The organism is Streptomyces sp. NPDC093085 (assembly GCF_040683935.1).
In the GTDB taxonomy this organism is placed as follows: domain Bacteria; phylum Actinomycetota; class Actinomycetes; order Streptomycetales; family Streptomycetaceae; genus Streptomyces.
Genome location: NZ_JBFBFB010000002.1, coordinates 697,075 through 718,835, shown reverse-complemented (window position 1 = coordinate 718,835; position 21,761 = coordinate 697,075). Strand labels below are relative to the sequence as shown.

General features: G+C 72.0%; 18 protein-coding genes. 9 read left to right on the top strand and 9 right to left on the bottom strand.

Translation table 11 applies throughout. From position 1 onward, the window contains the following. Positions 1 to 4 precede the first annotated feature (4 nt). On the top strand, positions 5 to 958 hold the full coding sequence (locus AB0O07_RS09795) for a cyclase family protein (RefSeq protein ID WP_365629707.1): 954 nt from the start codon (positions 5 to 7) through the stop codon (positions 956 to 958). 1,051 nt (positions 959 to 2,009) lie between these two features. Here the strand turns inward: AB0O07_RS09795 and AB0O07_RS09790 are convergent. Next, positions 2,010 to 2,912: an AraC family transcriptional regulator gene (locus AB0O07_RS09790; protein WP_365629705.1), complete on the bottom strand. Its 903-nt coding sequence runs from the start codon at positions 2,910 to 2,912 to the stop codon at positions 2,010 to 2,012. Positions 2,913 to 3,006: 94 nt separating this feature from the next. On the opposite strand from AB0O07_RS09790, the gene AB0O07_RS09785 reads away from it, so the two are divergent. Beyond that, positions 3,007 to 4,065 (top strand): acyl-CoA dehydrogenase family protein, encoded by a 1,059-nt coding sequence (locus AB0O07_RS09785; protein ID WP_365629703.1) that lies wholly within the window; start codon positions 3,007 to 3,009, stop codon positions 4,063 to 4,065. Between the two features lie 363 nt (positions 4,066 to 4,428). On the opposite strand, the gene AB0O07_RS09780 is transcribed toward AB0O07_RS09785, so the two are convergent. The 5 genes from AB0O07_RS09780 to AB0O07_RS09760 all read right to left on the bottom strand — a co-directional run bounded on the left by AB0O07_RS09780 (position 4,429) and on the right by AB0O07_RS09760 (position 8,827). Next, positions 4,429 to 5,634, bottom strand: coding sequence for an LLM class flavin-dependent oxidoreductase (locus tag AB0O07_RS09780; RefSeq protein ID WP_365629700.1), 1,206 nt, complete (start codon positions 5,632 to 5,634; stop codon positions 4,429 to 4,431). Then, positions 5,631 to 6,680, bottom strand: coding sequence for an ABC transporter substrate-binding protein (locus tag AB0O07_RS09775; protein ID WP_365629697.1), 1,050 nt, complete (start codon positions 6,678 to 6,680; stop codon positions 5,631 to 5,633). Before AB0O07_RS09775 ends, AB0O07_RS09780 begins: the two co-directional genes overlap by 4 nt. 60 nt (positions 6,681 to 6,740) lie before the next feature. Further along, positions 6,741 to 7,607, bottom strand: a complete 867-nt coding sequence (locus tag AB0O07_RS09770) for an ABC transporter ATP-binding protein (protein ID WP_365629694.1) — start codon at positions 7,605 to 7,607, stop codon at positions 6,741 to 6,743. Next, the gene (locus AB0O07_RS09765; RefSeq protein WP_365629691.1) at positions 7,580 to 8,467 is read right to left on the bottom strand and encodes an ABC transporter permease; all 888 of its coding nucleotides are present in this window, start codon (positions 8,465 to 8,467) and stop codon (positions 7,580 to 7,582) included. The genes AB0O07_RS09770 and AB0O07_RS09765 overlap by 28 nt, the downstream gene beginning before the upstream one ends. 279 nt (positions 8,468 to 8,746) lie before the next feature. Next, complete coding sequence (locus AB0O07_RS09760; protein WP_365630348.1) at positions 8,747 to 8,827, bottom strand: putative leader peptide; 81 nt, start codon at positions 8,825 to 8,827, stop codon at positions 8,747 to 8,749. 149 nt (positions 8,828 to 8,976) lie between these two features. Between AB0O07_RS09760 and AB0O07_RS09755 the strand changes: the two genes are divergently transcribed. From AB0O07_RS09755 to AB0O07_RS09735, 5 genes are all read left to right on the top strand, one after another. After that, the gene (locus AB0O07_RS09755; protein WP_365629688.1) at positions 8,977 to 9,399 is read left to right on the top strand and encodes a YjbQ family protein; all 423 of its coding nucleotides are present in this window, start codon (positions 8,977 to 8,979) and stop codon (positions 9,397 to 9,399) included. Positions 9,400 to 9,511: 112 nt separating this feature from the next. Further along, positions 9,512 to 11,785: a PQQ-binding-like beta-propeller repeat protein gene (locus AB0O07_RS09750; RefSeq protein WP_365629685.1), complete on the top strand. Its 2,274-nt coding sequence runs from the start codon at positions 9,512 to 9,514 to the stop codon at positions 11,783 to 11,785. Positions 11,786 to 12,025: 240 nt separating this feature from the next. Further along, the gene (locus AB0O07_RS09745) at positions 12,026 to 14,344 is read left to right on the top strand and encodes an MMPL family transporter (RefSeq protein ID WP_365629682.1); all 2,319 of its coding nucleotides are present in this window, start codon (positions 12,026 to 12,028) and stop codon (positions 14,342 to 14,344) included. 142 nt (positions 14,345 to 14,486) lie between these two features. Beyond that, entirely contained in the window at positions 14,487 to 15,716 is a 1,230-nt protein-coding gene (locus AB0O07_RS09740; RefSeq protein ID WP_365629679.1) for a sensor histidine kinase, read from the top strand. Continuing rightward, entirely contained in the window at positions 15,713 to 16,393 is a 681-nt protein-coding gene (locus AB0O07_RS09735) for a response regulator transcription factor (RefSeq protein WP_365629676.1), read from the top strand. Before AB0O07_RS09740 ends, AB0O07_RS09735 begins: the two co-directional genes overlap by 4 nt. A gap of 51 nt (positions 16,394 to 16,444) precedes the next feature. On the opposite strand, the gene gcl is transcribed toward AB0O07_RS09735, so the two are convergent. From gcl to AB0O07_RS09720, 3 genes are all read right to left on the bottom strand, one after another. Continuing rightward, the gene (gene gcl / locus AB0O07_RS09730; protein WP_365629673.1) at positions 16,445 to 18,229 is read right to left on the bottom strand and encodes a glyoxylate carboligase; all 1,785 of its coding nucleotides are present in this window, start codon (positions 18,227 to 18,229) and stop codon (positions 16,445 to 16,447) included. Between the two features lie 42 nt (positions 18,230 to 18,271). Further along, on the bottom strand, positions 18,272 to 19,168 hold the full coding sequence (locus AB0O07_RS09725; protein ID WP_365629670.1) for a 2-hydroxy-3-oxopropionate reductase: 897 nt from the start codon (positions 19,166 to 19,168) through the stop codon (positions 18,272 to 18,274). Positions 19,169 to 19,256: 88 nt separating this feature from the next. Beyond that, a complete protein-coding gene (locus tag AB0O07_RS09720; RefSeq protein ID WP_365629667.1) occupies positions 19,257 to 19,646 on the bottom strand; it encodes a gamma-glutamylcyclotransferase in 390 nt (129 codons plus the stop codon). Between the two features lie 343 nt (positions 19,647 to 19,989). On the opposite strand from AB0O07_RS09720, the gene AB0O07_RS09715 reads away from it, so the two are divergent. Next, entirely contained in the window at positions 19,990 to 20,208 is a 219-nt protein-coding gene (locus AB0O07_RS09715) for a DUF3311 domain-containing protein (RefSeq protein WP_365629664.1), read from the top strand. Further along, positions 20,205 to 21,698 carry a sodium:solute symporter gene (locus tag AB0O07_RS09710; protein WP_365629661.1) on the top strand — a complete coding sequence of 498 codons (1,494 nt, stop codon included), beginning with the start codon at positions 20,205 to 20,207 and terminating at the stop codon, positions 21,696 to 21,698. The genes AB0O07_RS09715 and AB0O07_RS09710 overlap by 4 nt, the downstream gene beginning before the upstream one ends. Positions 21,699 to 21,761: the final 63 nt, after the last annotated feature.

Genomic DNA, 21,761 nt, shown 5'->3' with positions numbered 1-21,761 from the left:
TGATGTGACGGACAGCAACGGAGCGGCCGACAGCAGGACGTGGCCGCATCACGAACTCGGCAAGGAACTCAGCAACTGGGGGCGGTGGGGCGACGACGACGAGATCGGCACTTTGAACTTCGTCACCCCCGAGAAACGGGTCGCCGCCGCACGGCTGGTGACGACCGGCAAGAATTTCGACCTCGGCATGGCGTTCGACAAGGACGGCCCGTTCACCCCCGGCGGGTTCCGGACCAATCCGCAGCACGTGATGACACTGCTGCCCTCGGACACCGCGGGCTGCCCCGACGGCATGATCTCCGCCGACGACATGGTGGTCCTGGGCCTCCAGTCAGCCACCCAGTGGGACAGCCTCGCGCACGTCGGATACGACGGGCTCTTCTACAACAACGTGCCCGCCCGCGCGGTGAACAGCTTCGTCGGCGCCGCCAAGAACTCGTTCGCGAAAGCCGTGGAACACCTGATCTCGCGTGGCGTACTGCTCGACATCGCCGCGCTGAAGGGCGTCGACCGGTTGCCGGACTCCTACGAGATTACCGCGGCGGACCTCTCGGCTGCGGAAGAACGCCAGGGCGTGCGGGTGGAGTCCGGTGACATCCTGTGTCTGCGTACGGGTTCGTACCAGTGGTTCCTGGAGGGCGACCGCGAGCACTTCATGGGCGATGAGCCGGGGCCCGGCCTCGACACCTGTCGGTGGCTGTACGACCGGGAGGTCGCCGCGCTCGCCCTGGACAACTGGGCCTGCGAGGTGTACCCCTGTCCGATCGAGGGCGCGATCATCCCGTTCCACCAGGTTGCCATCCGGGACATGGGACTGACCCTCGGTGAGATGTTCAACTTCGAAAGCCTGGCCGCCGATTGCGCGCAGGACGGTGACTGGGAGTTCCTGTTCTGCGCCCCCGGCCTCAAGGTCACCGGCTCGGTCGGCTCCCCGGTCACGCCGATGGCCCTGAAGTAAGAACCCGAAGCAAGAACCTGACGACGGCGGGGAGCCGCGGCTTGCGTCCACGCACCGACTGGTGGCACCGGCCCACTGCCGGCTGACAGCGGGAAGAATGGCGCTCCGCGCCCGGGAGGGGCCGTCCTGGGCGCGGAACGCGCCATCCCCGCATCGCCTGTTGGATCATCTTGAGCGCGTGGATGCTGTACACCGGATCGAGCGGCAGCGGGCCACCTCCGTGCACGGCAGGGAGCGTCACCGGCATCACGACCGCCAGCGGCCAGGACACCGCCAAGACCGACAACCCGTGCTTCACCGCTGAACTCCTGTGCCGCCGGGCTCTCTTGGTCCCGGCTCGGTCCCGGTCCGGCTCGGGGACCCGCTCGGCCACGGCCTGCTCGGCACTCTCCTCATCCGGCTCTCCGTCCGCGGAAGGGCCGTCGTCGTGCCGGGAAGGCTCCTGGGCGTGGGCCGTCCCCAGGGAGGGCACGCGTTCGCCGGGCATGTCCGCGGCCACTCTCGCGGACGCCGCGGTGGGCGCGCTCGAACTCGCGATCGCGCCGGTGAACGGGGACGTGGGGACGGTGTTGAGAGTGGTCGCCGGGTGCTGTCCGCGGATGCCGTGGGCTGCTGGGCGACGAGGCCGAAGGGTTCGGGAACCGTCTCCTGCGGGCGGGGCCGGCCGCTTCTTGGAGGCGGAGTCGGACGAGGCCTCGCGGCGGTGAGCGGCGGCGTCGTCCACCGGGGCCGGATCTGCCGATGCGGGAGGCGGTCCCTCCGTAGGTTCCTCGTCCGTCGCGCCCTGTCCCTCGTCGGCCTCCGCCTTCACTTCCGCCCCGGCCGCCGCAGAGGCGCTCGACAGTGACCAAGATCCGGATGAACGCCCGGCACGCCGGCACCTCCTGCGCGCCCTGCTCGTCCTCGCGAACACCGAAGTCCACAAGTGACAGACGGTCTCCCGGAGAAGATCACGCACCGACCGGCGCCAGTACATCACCGTAACCCCACACCAGCCCTGTGACCTGGGAAGACAGGATGAAAACTTCTCAATGAAGTTCTCGATGAAGCACTACCAGGTGGTCGATACGCGCTCCGTGCCTGAGGTGTCGCGGAAGCGGCCAGGGGAGATGCCGTGTGCGCGGCGGAAGGCGGCGCCGAAGGCGAACTCGCTGGAGTACCCGAGTTCGCGGGCGACGGCCACCAGCGGCGCGTCGCTCTCCCGGAGCAGCCGCGCCGCCCGGGACAGCCGCACGTCCGTCAGATAGTCCCGGGGCGGCTTGCCGAGAACCCTGGTGAAGCGGCGGGTGAAGGCCGTGCGCGACATACCGGCGGCAGTGCTCAGTTCGGCGACAGCCCAGTTCCGGTGCGGGGCGCTGTGGATGTGCCGCAGGGCGCGGGCGATCACCGGGTCATCGGTGTACGGCCCGTCGGCCGTGCCGTTCTCCTGCAGCCACTGGCGCAGGACATGCATCAGCAGCAGGTCCGCCAGCGCCGAGCGGGTTGCCTCCGCGCCGGGACGCGGTGCCGAGAGATCGGCGAGGAGCAGCTCCGCCAGGGTCACTGCCTGGGGGCCGCCACGCTCGGACGATGCGACGATGAGGTCGGGCAGGGTGGTCAGATAGTGGTGGACCTTGCCGTGCGGCAGGCGGTAGGCGCCGCACAGGAACTCGAAGTCGACGGGCCCGGGAGCGGAGGCGGGCCCCGTCGGCTCTGGCGGGAGGTCGTACAGGGCGCACGGCTCACTGCTCAGCCCGTGCCGCGCGCCGCTCGTGATGAGGACGACGTCTCCCGCACGCAATGCGCGCGGCGGCGCGTCCTCGGTGAGGAGCCATGCCTGACCGCGCAGGACGACGTGGAAGCCGCTGCCGGTGAACTCGTCGTAGCACCAGCCCCAGGAGCCTGCCTCCTCGACACGGCGGGCATAGACCTGACCGGTCCGGATGCTGCCGATCATTTCGCTGAGGATGTCCATGCGCAGAGGCTAACAACGCAGGGTGCACTAAATCGTATGTGCGCGCGTCCACGGAGTATGGCCGGGCGACGTCCGTGCGGGTTGGCTGTGTCCTGTGAGAATCAACCAGCCAGTCAATGAATACGGTCGGGTCCTGCTGGCCCACGCGGACGAGACCGAGCGGCACGACCGCCTGGCGGCAGCCGGCGTCGACGCCCTGCGGGACAGCGGGTCGCTGGCCCTGCGCACACCGCTGGAGCACGGCGGGACGTGGTCCGACGCGCCGACGGTCGCCCGCCGGTTGACCGAGTTGGGACGTGCCTGCCCGTCGGCCGGATGGATCGCCGGCACCTGTGCCACCTCCAAGACCATGACGGCCCTGAACCACAGCGCGTCCGCCCGCAAGGAGTTCTTCGCCGACCCGGACGCGCTCGTCTGCGGCTCCGGGCTCCCCTCGGCCCAAGGTGTGCGAGAGGCGGACGGCATACGTGTGACGGGGCGTTGGGACAACATTTCCGGATCCGAGTCCGCCGAGTGGGCGAACCTGGCCGTGATGGTGGACGGCGCCTACCACGTCGCGGCCATTCCCCTTGCCGACCTGACCGTCGAACGGAACTGGCACATGGCGGGCATGCGGGGCACGGGAAGCCAGCGGCTCGTCGCCGACGGTCTTCTGGTGCCCGCCCACCGCGTCGCCCAGAGCGGCCCGCCGGAGCCGCCGGTACAGCTGTTCTTCGGGCTGTGCGTGCTCGCCCCGGTCGTGGGGGCGGCGCAGGGCGCGCTCGACGTGGTCCAGGACATGTTCGCGTCCGACCGCAAGCCCTTCATGACGAGCTACACGCACATGGGCGACTCCCCCGGCGCCCGGCACTGGCTGGCCGACGCCGCCTCGCTGGTGAACCGGGCCGACACGACCATGCTCGCCATCGCCCACTCCGGCGCACGGGAGGACCTCACCGAGGTCGAGCGCGCCCAGCTCCGGACGAGTCTGGCAGGTGCGGCGAAGGACTGCCGGAGCGCGGTGGAGCTCCTGCTCGACCTGCACGGCTCCAGCGGTTTCCGTGACTCCAACTCCCTGCAGCGCTACTGGCGGGACGTCGCGGTGGGCAGCCGTCATCCCGTGCTGAACGCCTATCTCGCCACCGAGGGCCTCGGCAGCGCGCTGGTCGCGTAGAGCACAGAAGATCACGGAACCGTTTTTATCCCGAATATATGCAGTTCAGAAGGGCATGGATGGCCTGGCCGCTGTGCCGATGAGATGAGTGGAACAGCGGGCTCGCCGCAGTAGCCGCCACGTCGCAGCCGCCCCATCTTGAGTTGAACGAAAGCGCGCTCGCCGGGGGGAGCCGGGGGCGGTCGCGGTCGAACTGCTGGTAGCGCAGGCGGCCCAGCTCGGCAAGGACCTGGAGCCCTGCCGCCTCTTCTGGCTGGAGGACTGCACCCCGGCCGAGAACCAGGAGGCCCTCCGGCTGGTCCGCCGCCCCCCCCGCCCCGTACGGCCGGCGGAGGCCGGGGAGCGGTCGGGGGAGGCGTGCGCTCAGCGGCCCCCGGCCAGCAGCAGCGGCGCGCCGCCCCGGCCCTCGCCGCCCGGGGCCGCGCCCCCGACCCCGAGCAGCGGGGAGGCCGGGACCTGGGCGAGCAGCCCGCGCCGGGCCAGCTCCGGCGTCACGCCCTCGCCGAACCAGTACGCCTCCTCCAGATGCGGGTACCCCGAGAGCACGAAGTGCTCGATGCCCAGCGCGTGGTACTCCTCGATCCGGTCGGCCACCTCGCCATGGCTGCCGACCAGCGCGGTGCCCGCCCCGCCCCGTACCAGACCCACCCCCGCCCACAGGTTGGGCGCGATCTCCAGATCCTCGCGGGAACCGCCGTGGAGCGCGAGCATCCGCTGCTGGCCCACCGACTCGCTGCGGCCCAGCGCCCGCTGCGCGGCGGCCACCGTCTCCGGGTCCAGATCGTCCAGCAGCCGTCCGGCCGTCGCCCAGGCCTCCTGGGCGGAGTCCCGCGAGATGGTGTGGAGCCGGATGCCGAAGCGGACCGTGCGCCCCCGCTCCTCCGCCAGCGACCGGATCCACTCGGTCTTCTCCTTCACCTGCGCGGGCGGCTCGCCCCAGGTGAGATAGACGTCCGCGTGGTCGGCCGCGACCGGACCGGCGGCCGGCGAGGAGCCGCCGAAGAAGATCTCGGGCAGCGGGTCCGGCGGCAGCGCGGTGAGCCCGCCCGCCACCTGGAAGTGCTCCCCGTGGAAGTCGTACGGGCGCCCCTGCCAGGCGCCCCGGACCACCGAGAGGAACTCCGCCGTCCGCGCGTACCGCCGGTCGTGGTCGAGATGGTCGCCGAAGCGCCGCTGCTCGGTGGCGTCACCGCCGGTCACCACGTTGAGCAGCAGCCTGCCCCGGGTGATCCGCTGGTATGTCGCCGCCATCTGCGCCGCCAGCACCGGTGAGATCAGCCCCGGCCGGAACGCGACCAGGAACTTCAGCCGCTCGGTCTGCTGCGCGAGCGCCATCGTCGTCAGCCAGGCGTCCTCGCACCAGGTGCCGGTGGGCGTGAGCACCGCCTCGAAGCCGAGGTGCTCGGCGGCCTTGGCGATCTGCGCCAGATACTCGATGTCGGGCGCCCTGACCCCGCTGACCGGGGTGATGGCCGAGCGCTTGACCCCGCCGTCGGTGTACGCGTGCCGGTCCACGAGGGTCCGTCCGTCGCCGCCGGTCGGCAGGAACCAGTGCAGATGAACGTTCATCGGGAGGTGGCCTTTCCATAGCCGCGGGCGGGGGAGGTGGAGGGCGGCAGGTCCTTGTTGAAGCGGCCGTCCACATAGTCGGCGAAGTCGAAGCGGCGCGGGATGAGCCCCTGCTCGGCGAAGGTGTCGGCGATCGCCTGCTCGGATTCGACGACGTCCTTGTCCACCGCCACCGGAACCCGGGTGCCCTGGGTCCGCTTCACCGAGTCCAGCGCCGCCTCGTACGGCAGCCCGGTGTCCTTCGCCCAGACCTTCGCCCAGGCCTCGGGGTGGCCGTGGACCCAGTTCTGGGCCCGGTGCAGCCGGTCGAGCAGATCGCCGAGCGCGGCCGACTTCGCCTTGTCCTGGAGCGCCGCGTTCCCCGCGACGAAGAGCTGGAGCCCGTTGACGACCCCTTGCCCGGTGGTGAGCACCCGGCCCTGCCCGGCGCGGAGCACCTGACTGGTGTACGGGTCCCACACGGCCCAGGCGTCCACCTTGCCCCCGGCGAAAGCGGCCAGCGCGTCGGCCGGCTGCAAGAGGGTGACCTTGATGTCCTTGAGAGTGAGCCCCGCCTTCTTGAGCGAGGCGATCAACTGGTAGTGCGCGGAGCTGCCCTGGGCCACGGCGACGGTCCTGCCCCGCAGGTCGCTCGTCTTCTTCAGCGGCGAGTCCTTCGGTACGAGGATGGCCTCGCCCTCGGAGCTGCCGTGCTGGGCACCCACCACCGTGATCTTCGAACCGGCCCCGGCGGCGAAGACCGGCGGGGTGTTGCCGACCGGACCGAGGTCCACGGCACCGGCGTTGATCGCCTCCAGCATCGGCGGGCCCGAGGTGAACGTGGACCACTTCACCCGGTAGGGCAGATCCTTCAGTTCACCGGCGGCGCGCAGCACGGCCTCGGCGCCGCCTTTCTGGTCACCGATGTCGAGGGTCAGCGACCCCTTGCCGTCGGTGCGGCCCGCGCCACCGGAGGAGTCGGCGGACGAGGTGCCGGAGCAGGCGGCCAGGAGGAGGGTGAGGGGAAGGACGAGGGGGAGCAGGAGGGCGGGGCGGAAGCGTCTCATCTCGGGTTCTCTCAGGGCTCGGAGAGCGCGAAGGCTCAGGTGTGGGGGAGCGGGGCGGGGTTACGTGTCCCCGTGGGCGCCGGCGCCGGCGCCGTCCGGGTGCGGGGCGTCCGGCGCGGCCGGGCCGGGGGCGTCCGGTGCGGCCGTCTCCGGCTCGGCCGCCTCCGGCCGGTCCACGCCGAGTTCGGTGAGCAGCCGCGCGCGGAGCGGCGCGAAGCCGGGGTCGTCCACGGAGCGCGGCCGGTCCAGAGCCACCGGGGTCTCGTACGCGATGACCCCGTCCCGCATCACCAGCGCCCGGTCGGCGAGGAGCAGCGCCTCGTCCACGTCGTGGGTGACGAGCAGCACCGCGCAGCCGTGCCGCTGCCACACGTCCGCGACCAGCCGCTGCGCGGTGAGCCGGGTCAGCGCGTCCAGCGCCCCGAACGGCTCGTCCAGCAGCAGCAGTTCGGGCTCGCGTACCAGCGCCCTGGCGAGCGAGGCGCGCTGGGCCTCACCGCCGGAGAGCGTCTTCGGCCAGGCGTCCGCCCGGTGGCCGAGCCCGACCTCCTTCAACGCGCGCTCGGCCAGAGCCCGTTGGGGCTTGCCGTCCAGACCGAGCAGCACATTGCGCCAGACCCGCTTCCAGGGCATCAGCCGGGGCGCCTGGAAGGCGACCGCGCGCCGCTTCGGTACGAGGACGGTTCCCTCGATCTCCCGGTCGAGCCCGGCGAGTACCCGGAGCAGGGTCGACTTGCCGCAGCCGCTGCGGCCCAGCAGCGCGGTGAACTCCCCGGGGCGCAGGGTCAGTTCGAGCCGGTCGATGACGGGCCGCCCGCCGAAGGAGCGGGTCAGCCCGGAGACCCGGACGGCCGCCGCCTCGGCGCGGCCCGGCGTCTCGGCGCGGCCCGGCGTCTCGGTCACTGGCCCGTGAAGGTCGGTCGCCATTGCAGCAGCAGCCTTTCGAGAGTACGGACGACGGCGTCGGCGAGCAGGCCGAGGAGGGCGTAGACGACCAGGCAGACGACGATCACATCGGTTCGGAAGAAGTCCCTGGCCTGGTTCATCAGAAAGCCGATCCCGGCGTCCGCGTTGATCGACTCGCCGAAGACCAGGGCGAGCCACGCGGTGGCGAGCGAGTACCGCAGCCCGGTCATCGCGCCGGGCAGCGCCCCCGGCAGCACCACATGCCGGATCAGCCCCCACCGGCCGAGCCCCAACGACTGTCCCGCCTCGACGAGTTGGTCGTCGACGCCGCGAATCCCCGCGTACACGTTGAGATAGAGGTGGAAGGCGACCCCGAGCGCGATCAGCGCGACCTTGGGCGCCTCGCCGATGCCGAGCCAGATGATGAGGAGCGGGATCAGCCCGACCCAGGGGACGGTACGGAGCATCTGCACCGGCGCGTCCACCAGGTCCTCGCCGAGCCGGGAGAGCCCCGACACCAGCGCCAGCGCGACCCCGGCCGCCCCGCCGAGCAGCAGCCCCACGGCGACCCGCTGGAGCGAGACGGCCATCGCCGCCGGCAGCGTCCCGTCGGCGATCAGCGCACCGGCGGAGCGGGCGATGGTGCCGGGCGAGGCGAGGACGTCCCGGTGCAGCACACCCGCCGAGCTGAGCACCTGCCAGAGGAGCAGGAGCACCAGCGGCCCGACGCCCCGGCGGACCCAGCGGGGAACGGCCCGCGACCGGGCCCCGCGCACGGAGTCGGGCGTCACGGCCTCCAGCACCGGGGCGGAGGAGACGGAGAGCGAGGGCTGGGGCGATACGGGGGATATGTCCGGTGGCGGGGCATGGTCGATCGTCATGGCGGCTCCACGGGGGCGGCGGCGGAACGGCGTGAGGGGGGACGGACCCGTACCCGTGAGGGGGGACCCGTATCCCCGTACAGGTGCGTACGGGGGTCACGCGCGGACGGCGGACGGCGGAAGGGGAGGAGAGGGGTACGCCGTCAGGGCCCGGCCCCGGGCGTCCGGGCGCGGCACTGCCACGGCGCGGCAGGCCGGGGGACGACAGGCCCTAGGGGACGGGGTGACGGCGGGGTGGAACGGCGCTCGGCAGGGAGCGGCGCCGGAACCGGAGAGGGATCAGCGGCCGCGACAACACGCGGAGGCCACCCGCAGCAGGTCGATGTGACCGCGCGTGGTGAGCAGAGCTGATCGGGACATGTCGCAGAAGGTAGGGGAGCGAGCGGCTTCGGTCAATGCCGTCTCGGCACGCGGACGGTGAGGCGGACGGGGACGCGGAAGCGGACCGGTGCGCGGCAGTCGGCGGGGCGTGTGGCGGGGAGCGGCGGGGCGGACGGCAGGATGGGCGCATGTCGCACGCGTTCACCACCAGAGTCCTCCGTCTCACCACCGGCGGTCAGGAGACCGTGACCGATCTGACCCGCTCCTGCGCCGAGTTCCTCCGCGAGACGGCGGCGGGCCGGGACGGCCTGCTCAACATCTTCGTGCCGCACGCCACGGCCGGTGTGGCCGTCATCGAGACCGGCGCGGGCAGCGACGACGATCTCCTCGCCGCCCTGCACACCCTCCTCCCCGCCGACGACCGCTGGCGCCACCGCCACGGCGCCCCGGGCCACGGCAGGGACCATGTCCTGCCCGCCCTCGTGCCCCCGCACGCCACCCTCCCGGTCGTCGGCGGCCAACTGGCGCTGGGCACCTGGCAGTCGGTCTGCCTGGTCGACACCAACACCGACAACCCGGAGCGCCAGGTGCGGCTGAGCTTCCTGGGGTAGCGCACCCGCCGCGCTCCGTCGCGCCGCCCAGCCGCTAGTTTGTGTGCAGGACAGGATGGACACGCGGACCCGTGGTGACCGAGGCGCACGGGAGGACGAGAGGTCGGGAAGAGTGTCGCTGCGCGGAGGTGATCCGGCCGAGATCGGCGGCTACCCGCTGGAGGCCCGGCTCGGCTCGGGAGGCATGGGCACGGTCTTTCTCGCCCGTACCAGTTCGGGACGGGCGGTCGCGATCAAGCTGATCCATCAGCATTTCGCGGGCGACGACGAGTTCCGCATCCGGTTCCGGCAGGAAGTGGCGGCGGCGCGGCGGGTGAGCGGAGCCTTCACCGCCGCCGTGGTCGACGCCGCGCCCGAGGCCGAGCAGCCGTGGATGGCGACGACCTATATCGAGGGACCCACGCTCGCCCAGCACATCGCGGCGCGTGGCCCGCTCGACGGGGCGGAGCTGCGGAGCATCGCCATCGGTCTCGCCGAGGCGCTCCGCGACATCCACCGGGTGGGCGTCGTCCACCGTGACCTGAAGCCCTCGAACGTCGTGCTCTCGTCCGAGGGGCCGCGCGTCATCGACTTCGGCATCTCGCGCGCCGCGGACCAGCAGACGCTGACGATGACCGGGCGGGTCATCGGGACGCCGCCCTTCATGTCGCCGGAGCAGTTGCGGGCGCCGCGCGACGTGGGGCCGCGGTCCGACGTGTTCTCGCTGGGGACGCTGCTGGTGTTCGCGGCGACGGGGCGCGGGCCCTTCGAGGCGGACAGCCCCTACCTGTCGGCGTACCAGGTGGTGCACGAGGAACCGGAGCTGGACGCGGTGCCGCCGGTCCTGCGCGCGGTCGTCGAACCGTGCCTGGCCAAGGAGGCCGAGGGGCGTCCTTCGGCGGACGAACTCCTCGTCCTGCTCCGGGACCTGCCGGCCGACCTCGGCGGGAGCGGTGCGCACGGGGCCGGCGCGGACGGGACCCGCGCGGACGGGCCCGGCGCCGGCCGCACCCGCGACATGATCACCCAGCACCACCTCGCGGCGGGGGACACCACGGCGCCGGGCTCCCCGGCCGGTTCCGGTGCCGCCCGGGCCGGCGATGCCCGTATCGGCCGCCGGCTCCGCCGCCGGTGGCGCTCCGTGCTCGCGGCGGTGGCCGCGGTGGCGGCGGCCGGCGGGGGCATCACCGCGCTGGAGGCGGGCGGCTTCGTCGGGAACGGCGGTGGTGGTGGCGCGGGCGGGGTCAGCAGCACCGCCGCGCCGGTCGCCGCGCTGCCGGACGGCTTCAAGCCCTGGCACACGACGGCGCGGGGCGGTCGCGAGGACACCCCCGACGAACTGCGCTGCGTCGCGCGCGGCGACGCGCTGTTCTGCGGCGGCGGCGGGGTGGTCGCCACCCGTCTCAGGGTCGCGGACGGTTCGCCGGTGTGGACGGTGAAGAGCCCGGGCATCCCCATCGTCGGCGTCCACCTGGTGGGCGCCACCGACGACACGGTGGTCGGCTACCGCCTCGCCGCCGAGGACGCCCCGCAGGACCCGCGGATCGAGGTGGTGGCCGTCGACGCGGAGAGCGGCCGGGAGCTGTGGTCCGTGGAGTCCGGCGCCCAGTCGCTGGCCGTCACGGCCCGGGACCAGGACGCCGTGGTGACCGGCTCCACCGTGGTGACCGTCGACGCCGCCGACTCCCGCTTCGAGGCCAGGGACGCGCACAGCGGCAAGGTCACCTGGAAGACCTCGTTCCCGGCGGGCACCCGGTGCGCCCCCGTCGCCGAGGGCGCACAGTTGCTCGCGATGTGCGCGACGGACCCGGAGCTGGACGCCCTGGAGGTGAACCACGCCAGTCTGTACCCGGTCGACGGCGCCTCGGGGAAGCTGGGTGCCCGTATCGCGCTGTCGGACCCCGTCATGCCGATGGGCGTCGCCGACGGCAAGCTCGTCCTCCTCCGGATGGCCATGGACGGGCCGCAGATGTCCGGCTACGACGGGGTGGTACGGGTCGACCCGGCCACCGGCGAGGTCACCGAATCCCGGCTGGCCGAGACCTACGAGGGAACGCCCGGCATGACGGACGGCACCCTCTACGTGAGCCGGCAGACCGGACTGATCACGGCGATCGACCCCGCGACCGGCCGGGAGAAGTGGTCCCGGCAGACGAGCGTGGAGGGCGCTTCCGGCCCGGTGGCAGGAGCCGGCGCCCTGTATTTCAGCTCGGCCACCGGCCGGGTCGTCGCCCTGGCGGGGTACGACGGCAGACGCCTGTGGACCACGGATCCGCAGGCCGACGGTCTCACGGGCGACCTGAGCGCGAGCCCGCGCGTCACCGTCATGGGGCGCGCGGTGATCGTCGCAGCGGCCCAGAACACCGTCGTCGCCTTCGACACGCGGAAGCCGCCGACCTCCGGCTGACCCCGGCGCGACCGGCCGTCGGCGGCGCGGGCGTACCAGCGGCGCTCCCGGCGGACGACGGCGGCGGCGTGCCGGCCCGGCCGGCCCGGCGGTGCCTGGCCGGTCGCGGAAGTACCGCAGCCGCGGTACGGGCTCCTGCCGTTGCGGTAGACGCGGTTGCCAGCAGCCGCACGACGACCGGGCACCCCCTGGGACGGCAGCCTGGTCGGGTCCGTGCGATCCGACGTGAGGTTCCTTGCCGTGGCTGCTTTTCTCTATCGACTGGGCCGTCTGGCCTTCCGGCGGCGCTGGTATGCCGCCGTGCTGTGGGCGGCTGTGCTGGCCTGTGCCGGGCTGACCGCGCTGCGGGCGCCGGGAGCCCCCGATACGGAGTTCTCGATGCCGGGGATCGAGTCCCAGAGGGCGTTCGACCTGATGGGCGAGCGCTTCCCCGGGGCTGCCGCCGACGGCGCGACCGCCCGGGTGGTCTTCGTGGCCCCGGACGGTCAGCAGGTCACCGCGGCCGGTAACAAGAGGCTCATCGAGGAGACGGTGGGTGAACTGGGCGAAGGGCCACAGGTCGCCGGCGTCGCGGAGCCCTTCGCGTCGGGGGCGGTCAGCCAGGACGGCTCCACGGCGTACGCGACCGTCATGTACCGGGTGAAGGCCGAGAACCTCACCGACGGCGACCGGGCGGCTCTGGAGAAGGCCGTGGACCGGGCCCGCGAGGCGGGTCTGACCGTGGAGGCCGGCGGCTCCGCGACGGACAGCGGCGGCGGGCCCGGCGGCGTCGCCGAGATCGTCGGCATATCGGTGGCCGCGGTCGTCCTGCTGATCACCTTCGGCTCCTTGGCCGCCGCCGGACTGCCCTTGCTGACCGCGCTCCTCGGTGTCGGTGTCACCCTGTTCACGATCACCACGCTGGCCGCCGCCTTCGGCCTCTCCACGAGCACCGGCACCCTGGCGATGATGCTGGGGCTGGCCGTCGGCATCGACTACGCCCTCTTCGTCGTCTCCCGCTACCGCGAGGAACGCGCCCAGGGGCACGCCCCGCAGGAGGCGACCGGTCTCGCGGTGGGCACCGCCGGATCCGCGGTCGTCTTCGCCGGGCTCACCGTCGTCATCGCGCTCGCCGGTCTGGCGGTGGTCGGTGTTCCGATGCTGACCAAGATGGGCCTGGCCGCCGCGGGCGCGGTCGTCGTCGCCGTGCTCGTCGCGCTGACCATGGTGCCGGCCCTCCTCGGTTTCTGGCCCGGCGCGGTACTGCCCGGTGCCGTACGGCGGCAGGGCGGGCCCGGCGGGCAGGCAGCCCGGCCCGGCCGGAGGTCCCGGTGGGGCGGGCGGACCCGGGACGCGGGAAACACCGCGCGGCATCCGGAGACCGGAACGGTGCCACCGGTGCCACCGGTGGCCCAGGACAACCTGGGCGCCCGCTGGGCCCGCTTCGTCTGGCGCCGCCCCGTCCCCGTGCTGATCCTGGGCGTTCTGGGCCTCGGCGCCCTCGCCGTGCCGATGACATCCCTGCGGCTGGGCATGCCCGGCGACGAGGCAAGGTCCACCTCCACCAGCGAACGCCGCGCCTACGACGCTCTCGCCCAGGGCTTCGGGCCCGGTTTCAACGGGCCGCTCACCATCGTCGTGGACGCGAAGGGCACCGAGGACGCGAAGGCGGCCGTGGCGGCGGTCGCCGGGCGGATCGGCGGCACGAGGGGCGTGGTCTCCGTCACGCGGCCCTCCTTCAACAAGGCGGCTGACACGGCGGTGTTCATGGCGACGCCGTCCACCAGCCCCACCGACGAGAGGACCAAGACCCTCGTCAGGACCATCCGCGACGAGCGGCCCGGCACCGAGTCCGCGACCGGGGCCTCCTTCGAGGTCACCGGCACCACGGCGCTCAACATCGACATCGCCGCCAAGGTCCAGGCCGCACTGGTCCCCTACCTCGCGACCATCGTGGGGCTGGCCGTCGTCCTCCTGCTGGCCGTCTTCCGGTCCGTGCTCGTCCCGCTCAAGGCGGCTCTCGGCTTCCTGCTGTCGGTGCTCGCCGCCCTCGGCGCGGTCGTCGTGGTCTTCCAGTGGGGACACGGAGCCGGCGTGTTCGGAGTGGAGCAGACGGGCCCCGTCATGAGCCTGATGCCGATCTTCCTGGTGGGCATCGTCTTCGGTCTCGCCATGGACTACGAGGTGTTCCTCGTCTCCCGCATGCGAGAGGCGCACGTCCGGGGAGAAACGGCGGAACAATCGGTGATCTCCGGCTTCCGGCACAGCGCCCGGGTGGTGGCCGCCGCCGCGCTGATCATGATCGCGGTCTTCGCCGGTTTCATCGGCGAGAGCGACTCCATGATCAAGATGATCGGCTTCGGACTCGCCTCGGCCGTGCTCTTCGACGCCTTCGTCGTCCGCATGGCGCTGGTGCCCGCCGTCCTCGCGCTCCTCGGCGACCGGGCCTGGTGGTTGCCGCGCCGGCTCGACCGGATCCTGCCTCGCGTCGATGTCGAGGGGGAGACCCTCGGCCACCGGCCGGCCGTCTCGACGAGTCCCGGGGCGCCGGCCGGGGAGCCGGTGACGACGCGCCTCTGACCGGCCGTCCCACCACGCGTGCCCGCCCGGGACCTTCCCCGGGCGGTGCGGCCCGGGACCTCCTCCCGGGCCGTACCGCCCGGGAGGAGGTCCCGGCCGGATTCGGCCACCATGGACCCCGTACGCCACCCGGAGGAATGTGATGACCATCAGTCTGGAGCGCTACACGGAGCGCCACCCGCATACCGTGGACGCGGTGACGGTGCTCGCGCTGTTCGGCTGCACGGTCCTCGGCTCCGTGATCACCACGCCGGACAGCGCTCGCCCGCCGCAGGAGTGGCCGGTCCAGATCCTCGCCGCCGTCGTCTCCTGTGTCGCCGTCATGAAGGGGCGCGGCCATCCGCGCACCGGGGTCGTCGTGACCGCGGCGGGCGCCGTGCTCATGGCCGCGGGGGGCTACCTGCTCAGTCCGCTGCTGCTGGCGCCGGTCATGGTCGCGCTGTACTGGCTGGCCACACTCACCGACTCCAGGACCACGCGCGTCTACGGCTGGACGACCATGTCCGTTGTGGTGGCCACGGCGCTGATCGCCGACCCCAGCGGCCATTCGTTCCTGCTCAGGACCGTGGGACCCTTCCTGTGGCTGATGCTGCCCCTCTCCTTCGGCGGCAAGTCCCGCCTGCGGCGCCTCTACACGGAGTCGGTGCACGCCCGCGCTGCCCACGCCGAGCACACCCGTGAGGAGGAGGCACGGCTGCGCGTGGCCGAGGAGCGCATGCGTATCGCCCGCGAGCTCCACGATGTCGTCGCCCACCACATGGCCGTCGCCAACGCCCAGGCCGGCACCGCCGCCCACCTCGCGCGCAGCCACCCCGAGCAGGCGCGGGAGATCCTCGCCGCCCTGACGTCCACCACCTCCTCCGCGCTGCTCGAACTCCGGGCCACCGTCGGCGTGCTGCGCCAGGCCGGCGACCCCGACGCGGATTCCCTGGAACCGGCACCCGGTCTGTACCGGCTCCCCGAACTGATCTCCGCCTGCCGGTCGGCGGGGCTCGAACTCACCGTCACCACCGAGGGCGAGCCCCAGCCCCTGACCCCCGGTGTGGACCTGACGGCGTACCGGATCATCCAGGAGGCCCTGACCAACGTCACCAGACACGCGAGCGGTCACGCGGCCCGCGTGCGGCTCACCTACCATGACTCCCGTCTGCTCATCACCGTCACCAATGACGGACCCGCCACCGCTCCCGCCGCCCGGCAGGACGGTTTCGGCCTCATGGGGATGCGCGAACGCGCCCACTCGGTCGGCGGTGACCTGCGGGCCGGGGCCCGTGCCGGGGGCGGTTTCGAAGTCACCACCGCGCTGCCGATCCATCCCCAGGCCCGGGAGGAGCGCCGGAACGACATGTCAGAGGAAGAGGTGGCCCCGTGACCGTCCGCGTCCTGCTCGCCGACGACCAGGCCCTGCTGAGGGGCACGTTCCGGCTGCTGATCGACTCCTGCGACGACATGGAGGTGGTGGGGGAGGCCGCCAACGGCGACGAGGCCGTGGCACTGGCCCGTACCCGTCACCCCGATGTCGTCCTCATGGACATTCGGATGCCCGGCTCCGACGGCCTCGCCGCCACCGCCGCCATCTGCGACGACCGCGATCTGGCGGGCACCCGGGTGCTGATCCTCACCATGTTCGAGACGGACGAGTACGTGGCCAGAGCGCTGCGCGTCGGTGCCTCCGGCTTCCTCGGCAAGTACGTCACCACCGACGCCCTGCTGGCGGGGATCCGTACCGTGGCCTCCGGCGAGGCGCTCCTTTCCCCCGGGGCCACCCGCGCCCTGATCACCCGCTTCCTGGCGGCCCCCGCGCCGGACAACGCCCTGGCGCCCCCCGAGCGGCTGCACGATCTCACACCGCGAGAACGCGAGGTCACCGTGCTCGCCGCCCAGGGCAGATCCAACGCGGAGATCGCCGCGGGTCTTTTCATCAGCGTGCTGACGGTACGCACCCACATCCAGCGCGCCCTGACCAAACTCGGCGCCCGCGACCGCGCCCAGCTCGTCGTCATCGCCTACCAGACCGGGCTGGTGCCGATCGCACGCACCCTCCGCTGATCGCGCCCCGGCGGGTGTCCCCGGGCACGGATGCCCACAGGGGGCACCCGGTCACCCTCCGCTGACCGGGGCGAGCGTGGCCGTCGGCGCGTCCTGCGGGCCCGCCGCCAGCTCCTCGAACTCGTTGACGTTGTCGAGCTCGGTGCCCATGGCGACATTGGTGACCCGTTCGAGGATGATCTCCACGATCACCGGCACCCGGTGCTCCGCCATCAGCTTCCTGGCCTCCTCCAGCGCCGGCTGGATGGCATCGGGCTCGAAGACCCGGATCGCCTTGCACCCCAGCCCCTCGGCGACCTTGACATGGTCCACGCCGTATCCGCCGACCTCCGGCGCGTTGATGTTGTCGAACGACAACTGCACGCAGAAGTCCATGTCGAAGGCGCGCTGCGCCTGCCGGATCAGCCCCAGGTAGGCGTTGTTCACGACGACATGCAGATACGGGATCCTGAACTGCGCCCCGACGGCCAGCTCTTCGATCAGGAACTGGAAGTCGTAGTCCCCGGAGAGCGCCACCACGGTGGCGTCCGGGTCGGCGGTCGCGACCCCCAGCGCCGCCGGGAGCGTCCACCCCAGCGGGCCCGCCTGGCCCGCGTTGATCCAGTGCCGGGGGCGGTAGACGTGCAGCATCTGCGCCGCCTGGATCTGCGAGAGGCCGATCGTGGAGACGTACCGCGTGTCCCGCCCGAACGCCTTGTTCATCTCCTCGTACACCCGCTGCGGCTTGACCGGCACACTGTCGAAGTGCGTCTTGCGCAGCAGCGTCCGCTTGCGCTCCCGGCAACTCTCCGACCAGGCCGACCGGTCCTTGAGTGCCCCGGCCTCCTTCAGCTCCCGCGCGGCCTCGACGAAGAGTTCGAGGGCGGCCCCGGCGTCGGAGACGATGCCCCGCTCCGGCGCGAACACCCGGCCGATCTGGGTCGGTTCGATGTCCACATGGACGAAGGTGCGCCCCCGCGTGTACGTGTCGACCGAGCCGGTGTGCCGGTTGGCCCAGCGGTTGCCGATGCCCAGCACGAAGTCCGAGGCCAGCAGCGTCTCGTTGCCGTACCGCTGGGAGGTCTGGAGCCCCACCATCCCGGCCATCAGCGGGTGGTCGTCCGGGATGGACCCCCACCCCATCAGGGTGGGCACCACCGGCACCCCGGTCAGCTCGGCGAACTCCACCAGCAGCTCGCTCGCGTCGGCGTTGATGACCCCGCCGCCCGCGACGAGCAGCGGCCGTTCGGCCGCCTGGAGCAGCTCGACCGCCTTGTCGATCTGCGCCCGTGTCGCCGCCGGCTTGTACACCGGCAGCGGCTCGTACGTCTCCGGGTCGAACTCGATCTCGGCCATCTGGACATCGATCGGCAGGTCGATCAGAACCGGCCCGGGACGCCCGGAGCGCATCAGATGGAACGCCTGCTGGAAGGCGCCGGGGACCTGCGCGGGCTCCAGCACGGTCATCGCCATCTTCGTCAGCGGCTTGGCTATCGCCGAGATGTCGACGGCCTGGAAGTCCTCCTTGTGCAGCTTGGACACCGGGGCCTGGCCGGTGATGCAGAGGATCGGGACCGAGTCGGCGGCGGCCGCGTACAGACCGGTGATCATGTCGGTGCCCGCCGGGCCGCTGGTGCCCACGCAGACACCGATGTTGCCGGCCTTGGCCCGGGTGTACCCCTCGGCCATGTGGGAGGCGCCCTCGACATGCCGGGCGAGGATATGGGTCAGTTCCCCGTCGCTCCGCATCGCGGAGTAGAAGGGGTTGATCGCAGCGCCGGGCAGCCCGAAGACGTGGGTGACGCCCTCACGCCGGAGGATCTGCACGGCGGCCTGGGCCGCGGTCATGCGAGCCATGAGGTTCTCCTGGGGGTCTCGTGCGTCGTGTGGGGGGTGGGGTCAGTGGTCGCCGCGGCCGGCGAGGCGTTCGACGCCCCGGAGCAGCGCGGAGTGGTCCAGGCCGCCGTCGCCGCAGGCGCGCGCGGAGGCGACGAGCTGGGCGACGAGGGAGCCGACCGGCAGCGGGGCGCCCACCGCGCGGGCGGCGTCGGTGACGATGCCCATGTCCTTGTGGTGCAGGTCGATCCGGAAGCCGGGCTTGAAGTCGCCGCTCTCCATCGCCGCGCGCTTGCGCTCCAGCACCGTCGAGCCGGCCAGACCGCCGCCGAGCACATCGAGCGCCGCCGTCAGATCCACCCCGGCGTTGCCGAGGAAGACCACGGCCTCGGCGAGGGCCTGGATGTTGACGGCGACGATGAGCTGGTTCGCCGCCTTGACGGTCTGCCCAGCGCCGTGCGGGCCGACATGGACGACGGTGGTGCCCAGCGCGTCGAAGACCGGCCGGGCGTCGGCGAAGTCCTCGGCCTCGCCGCCGACCATGATGGAGAGGACGGCCTCGATCGCCCCGGCCTCGCCGCCGGAGACCGGGGCGTCGAGGGTACGGACGCCCTTCTCCCGCGCGGCGGCGGCGATCTCCAGCGAGGTCCCCGGCGTGATGCTGCTCATGTCGATCAGCAGGGTGCCCCGGGCGGCGTGCGCGAGGACGCCGTCCGGGCCGAGGACGACCTCCTTCACCTCGGCGTCGGCCGGGACCATGGTGATCACGACCTCGGCGTCGCTCACCGCCTCCGCGATGGTCGCGGCGCCCCGGCCGCCCGCCGCGATCAGCGTGTCGACGGCCGGCCGGCTGCGGTTGCAGCCGGTCACGGTGTGGCCGGCACGGACGAGGTTGGCGGCCATCGGGGCGCCCATGATGCCCAGGCCGATGAAGGCGATCTTCCGGGGGGTGACGCTCATCGTGTGCTTCCTTCTCTTCGTCGCTGTCGGATGGTGCCGGCGGAGCCGGCTGCCGCTCCGCTCCCGCCGTGCGGAGTCTTCCCGCCGCTCAGACCTCGCGGCCGAGGGTCTTCAGATAGGCGCGCCAGCCGCCGAACGGGGTGATCTCGGTGTGGACGCCCTTCTCCAGCTCGCCGCGGCGCAGCACCATCGCGAAGCACGAGGCGCCGTCGGCCAGCTTGATGATGCCGAACTCCAGCTCCGGCGGTTCGCAGGGCAGCAGTTCGTCGCGGAGCACCTCGTCGGGTACGTCGTAGACCTCGCCCAGCACGGTGCTGCCGGCGCTCGCGTCGGGCAGCATCCCCGGACAGATGTCGCGGATCGAGAAGAACCGGTACCCCGGTGCGGTACGGGTCCGGGCCACCAGCGGCGCGCCCTTGAGGTGGTGGTGGAAGGGGCCGCCCTCCATCGCCTGGCCGTTCAGGAACATGTGTGCCATGGGGTCTCCTCCGGGAGAAGCGTCAGCGGTACGGGGACGGGGACGGGTACGAGGCACGGTCGCTGTTTCTGTGATGCGGATAGTATTTTCTGCATGGCGGAATAACAACCCCCCTCGCGGGGTGCGATGCGACATCTGTCCGTCTCGTGGGAACCGTTGACAGGGGCGCCAGGCGGGCCTATACATCTCCCAGGCCGGAAATGAGTTTCCGCAGTGTGAAAGTTCAACTAAACGCGGAGAGCCGCCCCATCGCGCAACCGGCGGGCCCGGCCGCCCCCCCCGGCGGCAGCCCCGGAGCCTCCGCTCCGGTGAGGAGCCCGCCCGCTCCAGGAGGTCCTTGACCGTGAAACCCTTCCACCTGCTCGGAGTGGTCCCGTTCCTCGGGATCCTCGGCGGGATCTTTTTCGCGAACCGGGTGACGCCCTACGTCCTCGGGATGCCGTTCATCCTCTTCTGGCTGGTCCTCTGGGTCGTGCTGATCTCGGCGACCATGGCCGTCATCTACCGGCTGGACCCGGCCAACCGGCCCGCCCCGGCCCACCGGAAGGACCCCGCGTCGTGACCGCCCTCATCGTCATCCTGCTCTTCCTCATCGCGTCCCTGGGGCTCGGGCTGCGCGCCCGCCGCGGCAGGGACATGAACCTCGAAGAGTGGTCCGTCGGAGGCCGCGGCTTCGGGACGGTCTTCGTCTTCCTGCTGCTCGCCGGGGAGATCTACACGACCTTCACCTTCCTGGGAGCCTCCGGCTGGGCCTACGGCAAGGGAGCGCCCGCGTACTACATCCTCTGTTACGCCTCGCTCGCCTATGTCCTGTCGTACTGGCTGCTGCCGGCGGTCTGGCGGTACGCGAAGGAACACCGGCTGATCTCGCAGTCCGACTTCTTCGTCGCGAAGTTCGAGAGCCCCTGGCTCGGCGCGCTGGTCGCGCTCGTCGGCGTCGTCGCGATGGTGCCGTACCTCGTCCTCCAGTTGAAGGGCCTCGGGATCATCGTCTCCGTGGCCTCGTACGGACACATCCCCTCGCACTGGGCCATCATCATCGGCACCGTCGCGCTGACCGTATACGTGACGATCTCCGGCATCCACGGCTCCGCCTGGACCGCCGTGCTCAAGGACGTCGCGATCCTGCTCGTCGTCCTCGTGCTCGGGATCTATCTGCCGGTGCACTACTTCGGCGGAATCGGCGACATGTTCCGGGCCGTCGACACCGCCCACCCCGGCTTCCTCACCCTGCCCTCCAGCGGGATGAGCACCTCCTGGTTCGCCACCACCGTGCTCCTCTCGGCCGTCGGCTTCTACATGTGGCCGCACACCTTCAGCGCCTCCTACACCGCCCAGAACGAGCGGGTCTTCCGGCGCAACGCCATCTTCATGCCGCTCTACCAGCTCATCCTGCTCTTCGTCTTCTTCGCGGGCTTCACCGCGCTCATGGTCGTCCCCGGCCTCCAGGGCGCCGACGCCGACCTCGCGCTGCTCCGCGTCACCACCGCCGCCTTCCCGCCGTGGGCGGTCGGGATCGTCGGTGGCGCCGGGCTGCTCACCGCGCTGGTCCCCGGCTCGCTGCTGCTCATGACCTCCGCGACCTGTCTGGCGAAGAACGTCTACCGGCTGGCCCGCCCGCACACCTCCGAGGCCCATGTCGGCAGACTGGCCCAGCTCCTGGTGCCGGCGCTCGCGCTGATCTCGCTGTACTTCACCTTCAACGGCGGCAGTTCCCTGGTCTCCCTGCTGCTCATGGGATACGCGCTGGTGACCCAGCTCTTCCCGGCGCTCGTCGGCAGCCTCGCCGCCCGCCGGCTGGTCACCAAAGAGGGCGCGGCGGCCGGGATCACCGTCGGCGTGGCGGTCGTGGCGCTCGTCAGCCTCTCCGGCGTCACCGTCGGCGACCTGCTGCCCTTCCTGCCCCAGTCCGTCAAGGACTTCAACGTCGGCATCGTGGCGCTGCTGCTCAACACCCTGGTGACGGCCGGTGTCTCCGCACTCACCCGCAGACCGGAACCGGCCCCGCGCGCCGAGGCCAGGCCCGGGGCCACCGCCGGACAAGGGGTGTGAAGAGCCCGCGGCGGGGACCCGGAATTGCCGCGCGGAATGGGCCCGGGAACCGCCTTTCGACGG

Excerpts from the sequence above, each read along its gene's own strand:
- AB0O07_RS09790 (WP_365629705.1), bottom strand. The coding sequence starts at position 2,912 with ATGGACATCCTCAGCGAAATGATCGGCAGCATCCGGACCGGTCAGGTC.
- AB0O07_RS09780 (WP_365629700.1), bottom strand. The coding sequence starts at position 5,634 with ATGAACGTTCATCTGCACTGGTTCCTGCCGACCGGCGGCGACGGACGG.
- AB0O07_RS09760 (WP_365630348.1), bottom strand. The coding sequence starts at position 8,827 with ATGTCCCGATCAGCTCTGCTCACCACGCGCGGTCACATCGACCTGCTG.
- AB0O07_RS09725 (WP_365629670.1), bottom strand. The coding sequence starts at position 19,168 with ATGAGCGTCACCCCCCGGAAGATCGCCTTCATCGGCCTGGGCATCATG.
- AB0O07_RS09770 (WP_365629694.1), bottom strand. The coding sequence starts at position 7,607 with ATGGCGACCGACCTTCACGGGCCAGTGACCGAGACGCCGGGCCGCGCC.
- gcl (WP_365629673.1), bottom strand. The coding sequence starts at position 18,229 with ATGGCTCGCATGACCGCGGCCCAGGCCGCCGTGCAGATCCTCCGGCGT.
- AB0O07_RS09740 (WP_365629679.1), top strand. The coding sequence starts at position 14,487 with ATGACCATCAGTCTGGAGCGCTACACGGAGCGCCACCCGCATACCGTG.
- AB0O07_RS09775 (WP_365629697.1), bottom strand. The coding sequence starts at position 6,680 with ATGAGACGCTTCCGCCCCGCCCTCCTGCTCCCCCTCGTCCTTCCCCTC.
- AB0O07_RS09765 (WP_365629691.1), bottom strand. The coding sequence starts at position 8,467 with ATGACGATCGACCATGCCCCGCCACCGGACATATCCCCCGTATCGCCC.
- AB0O07_RS09755 (WP_365629688.1), top strand. The coding sequence starts at position 8,977 with ATGTCGCACGCGTTCACCACCAGAGTCCTCCGTCTCACCACCGGCGGT.
- AB0O07_RS09720 (WP_365629667.1), bottom strand. The coding sequence starts at position 19,646 with ATGGCACACATGTTCCTGAACGGCCAGGCGATGGAGGGCGGCCCCTTC.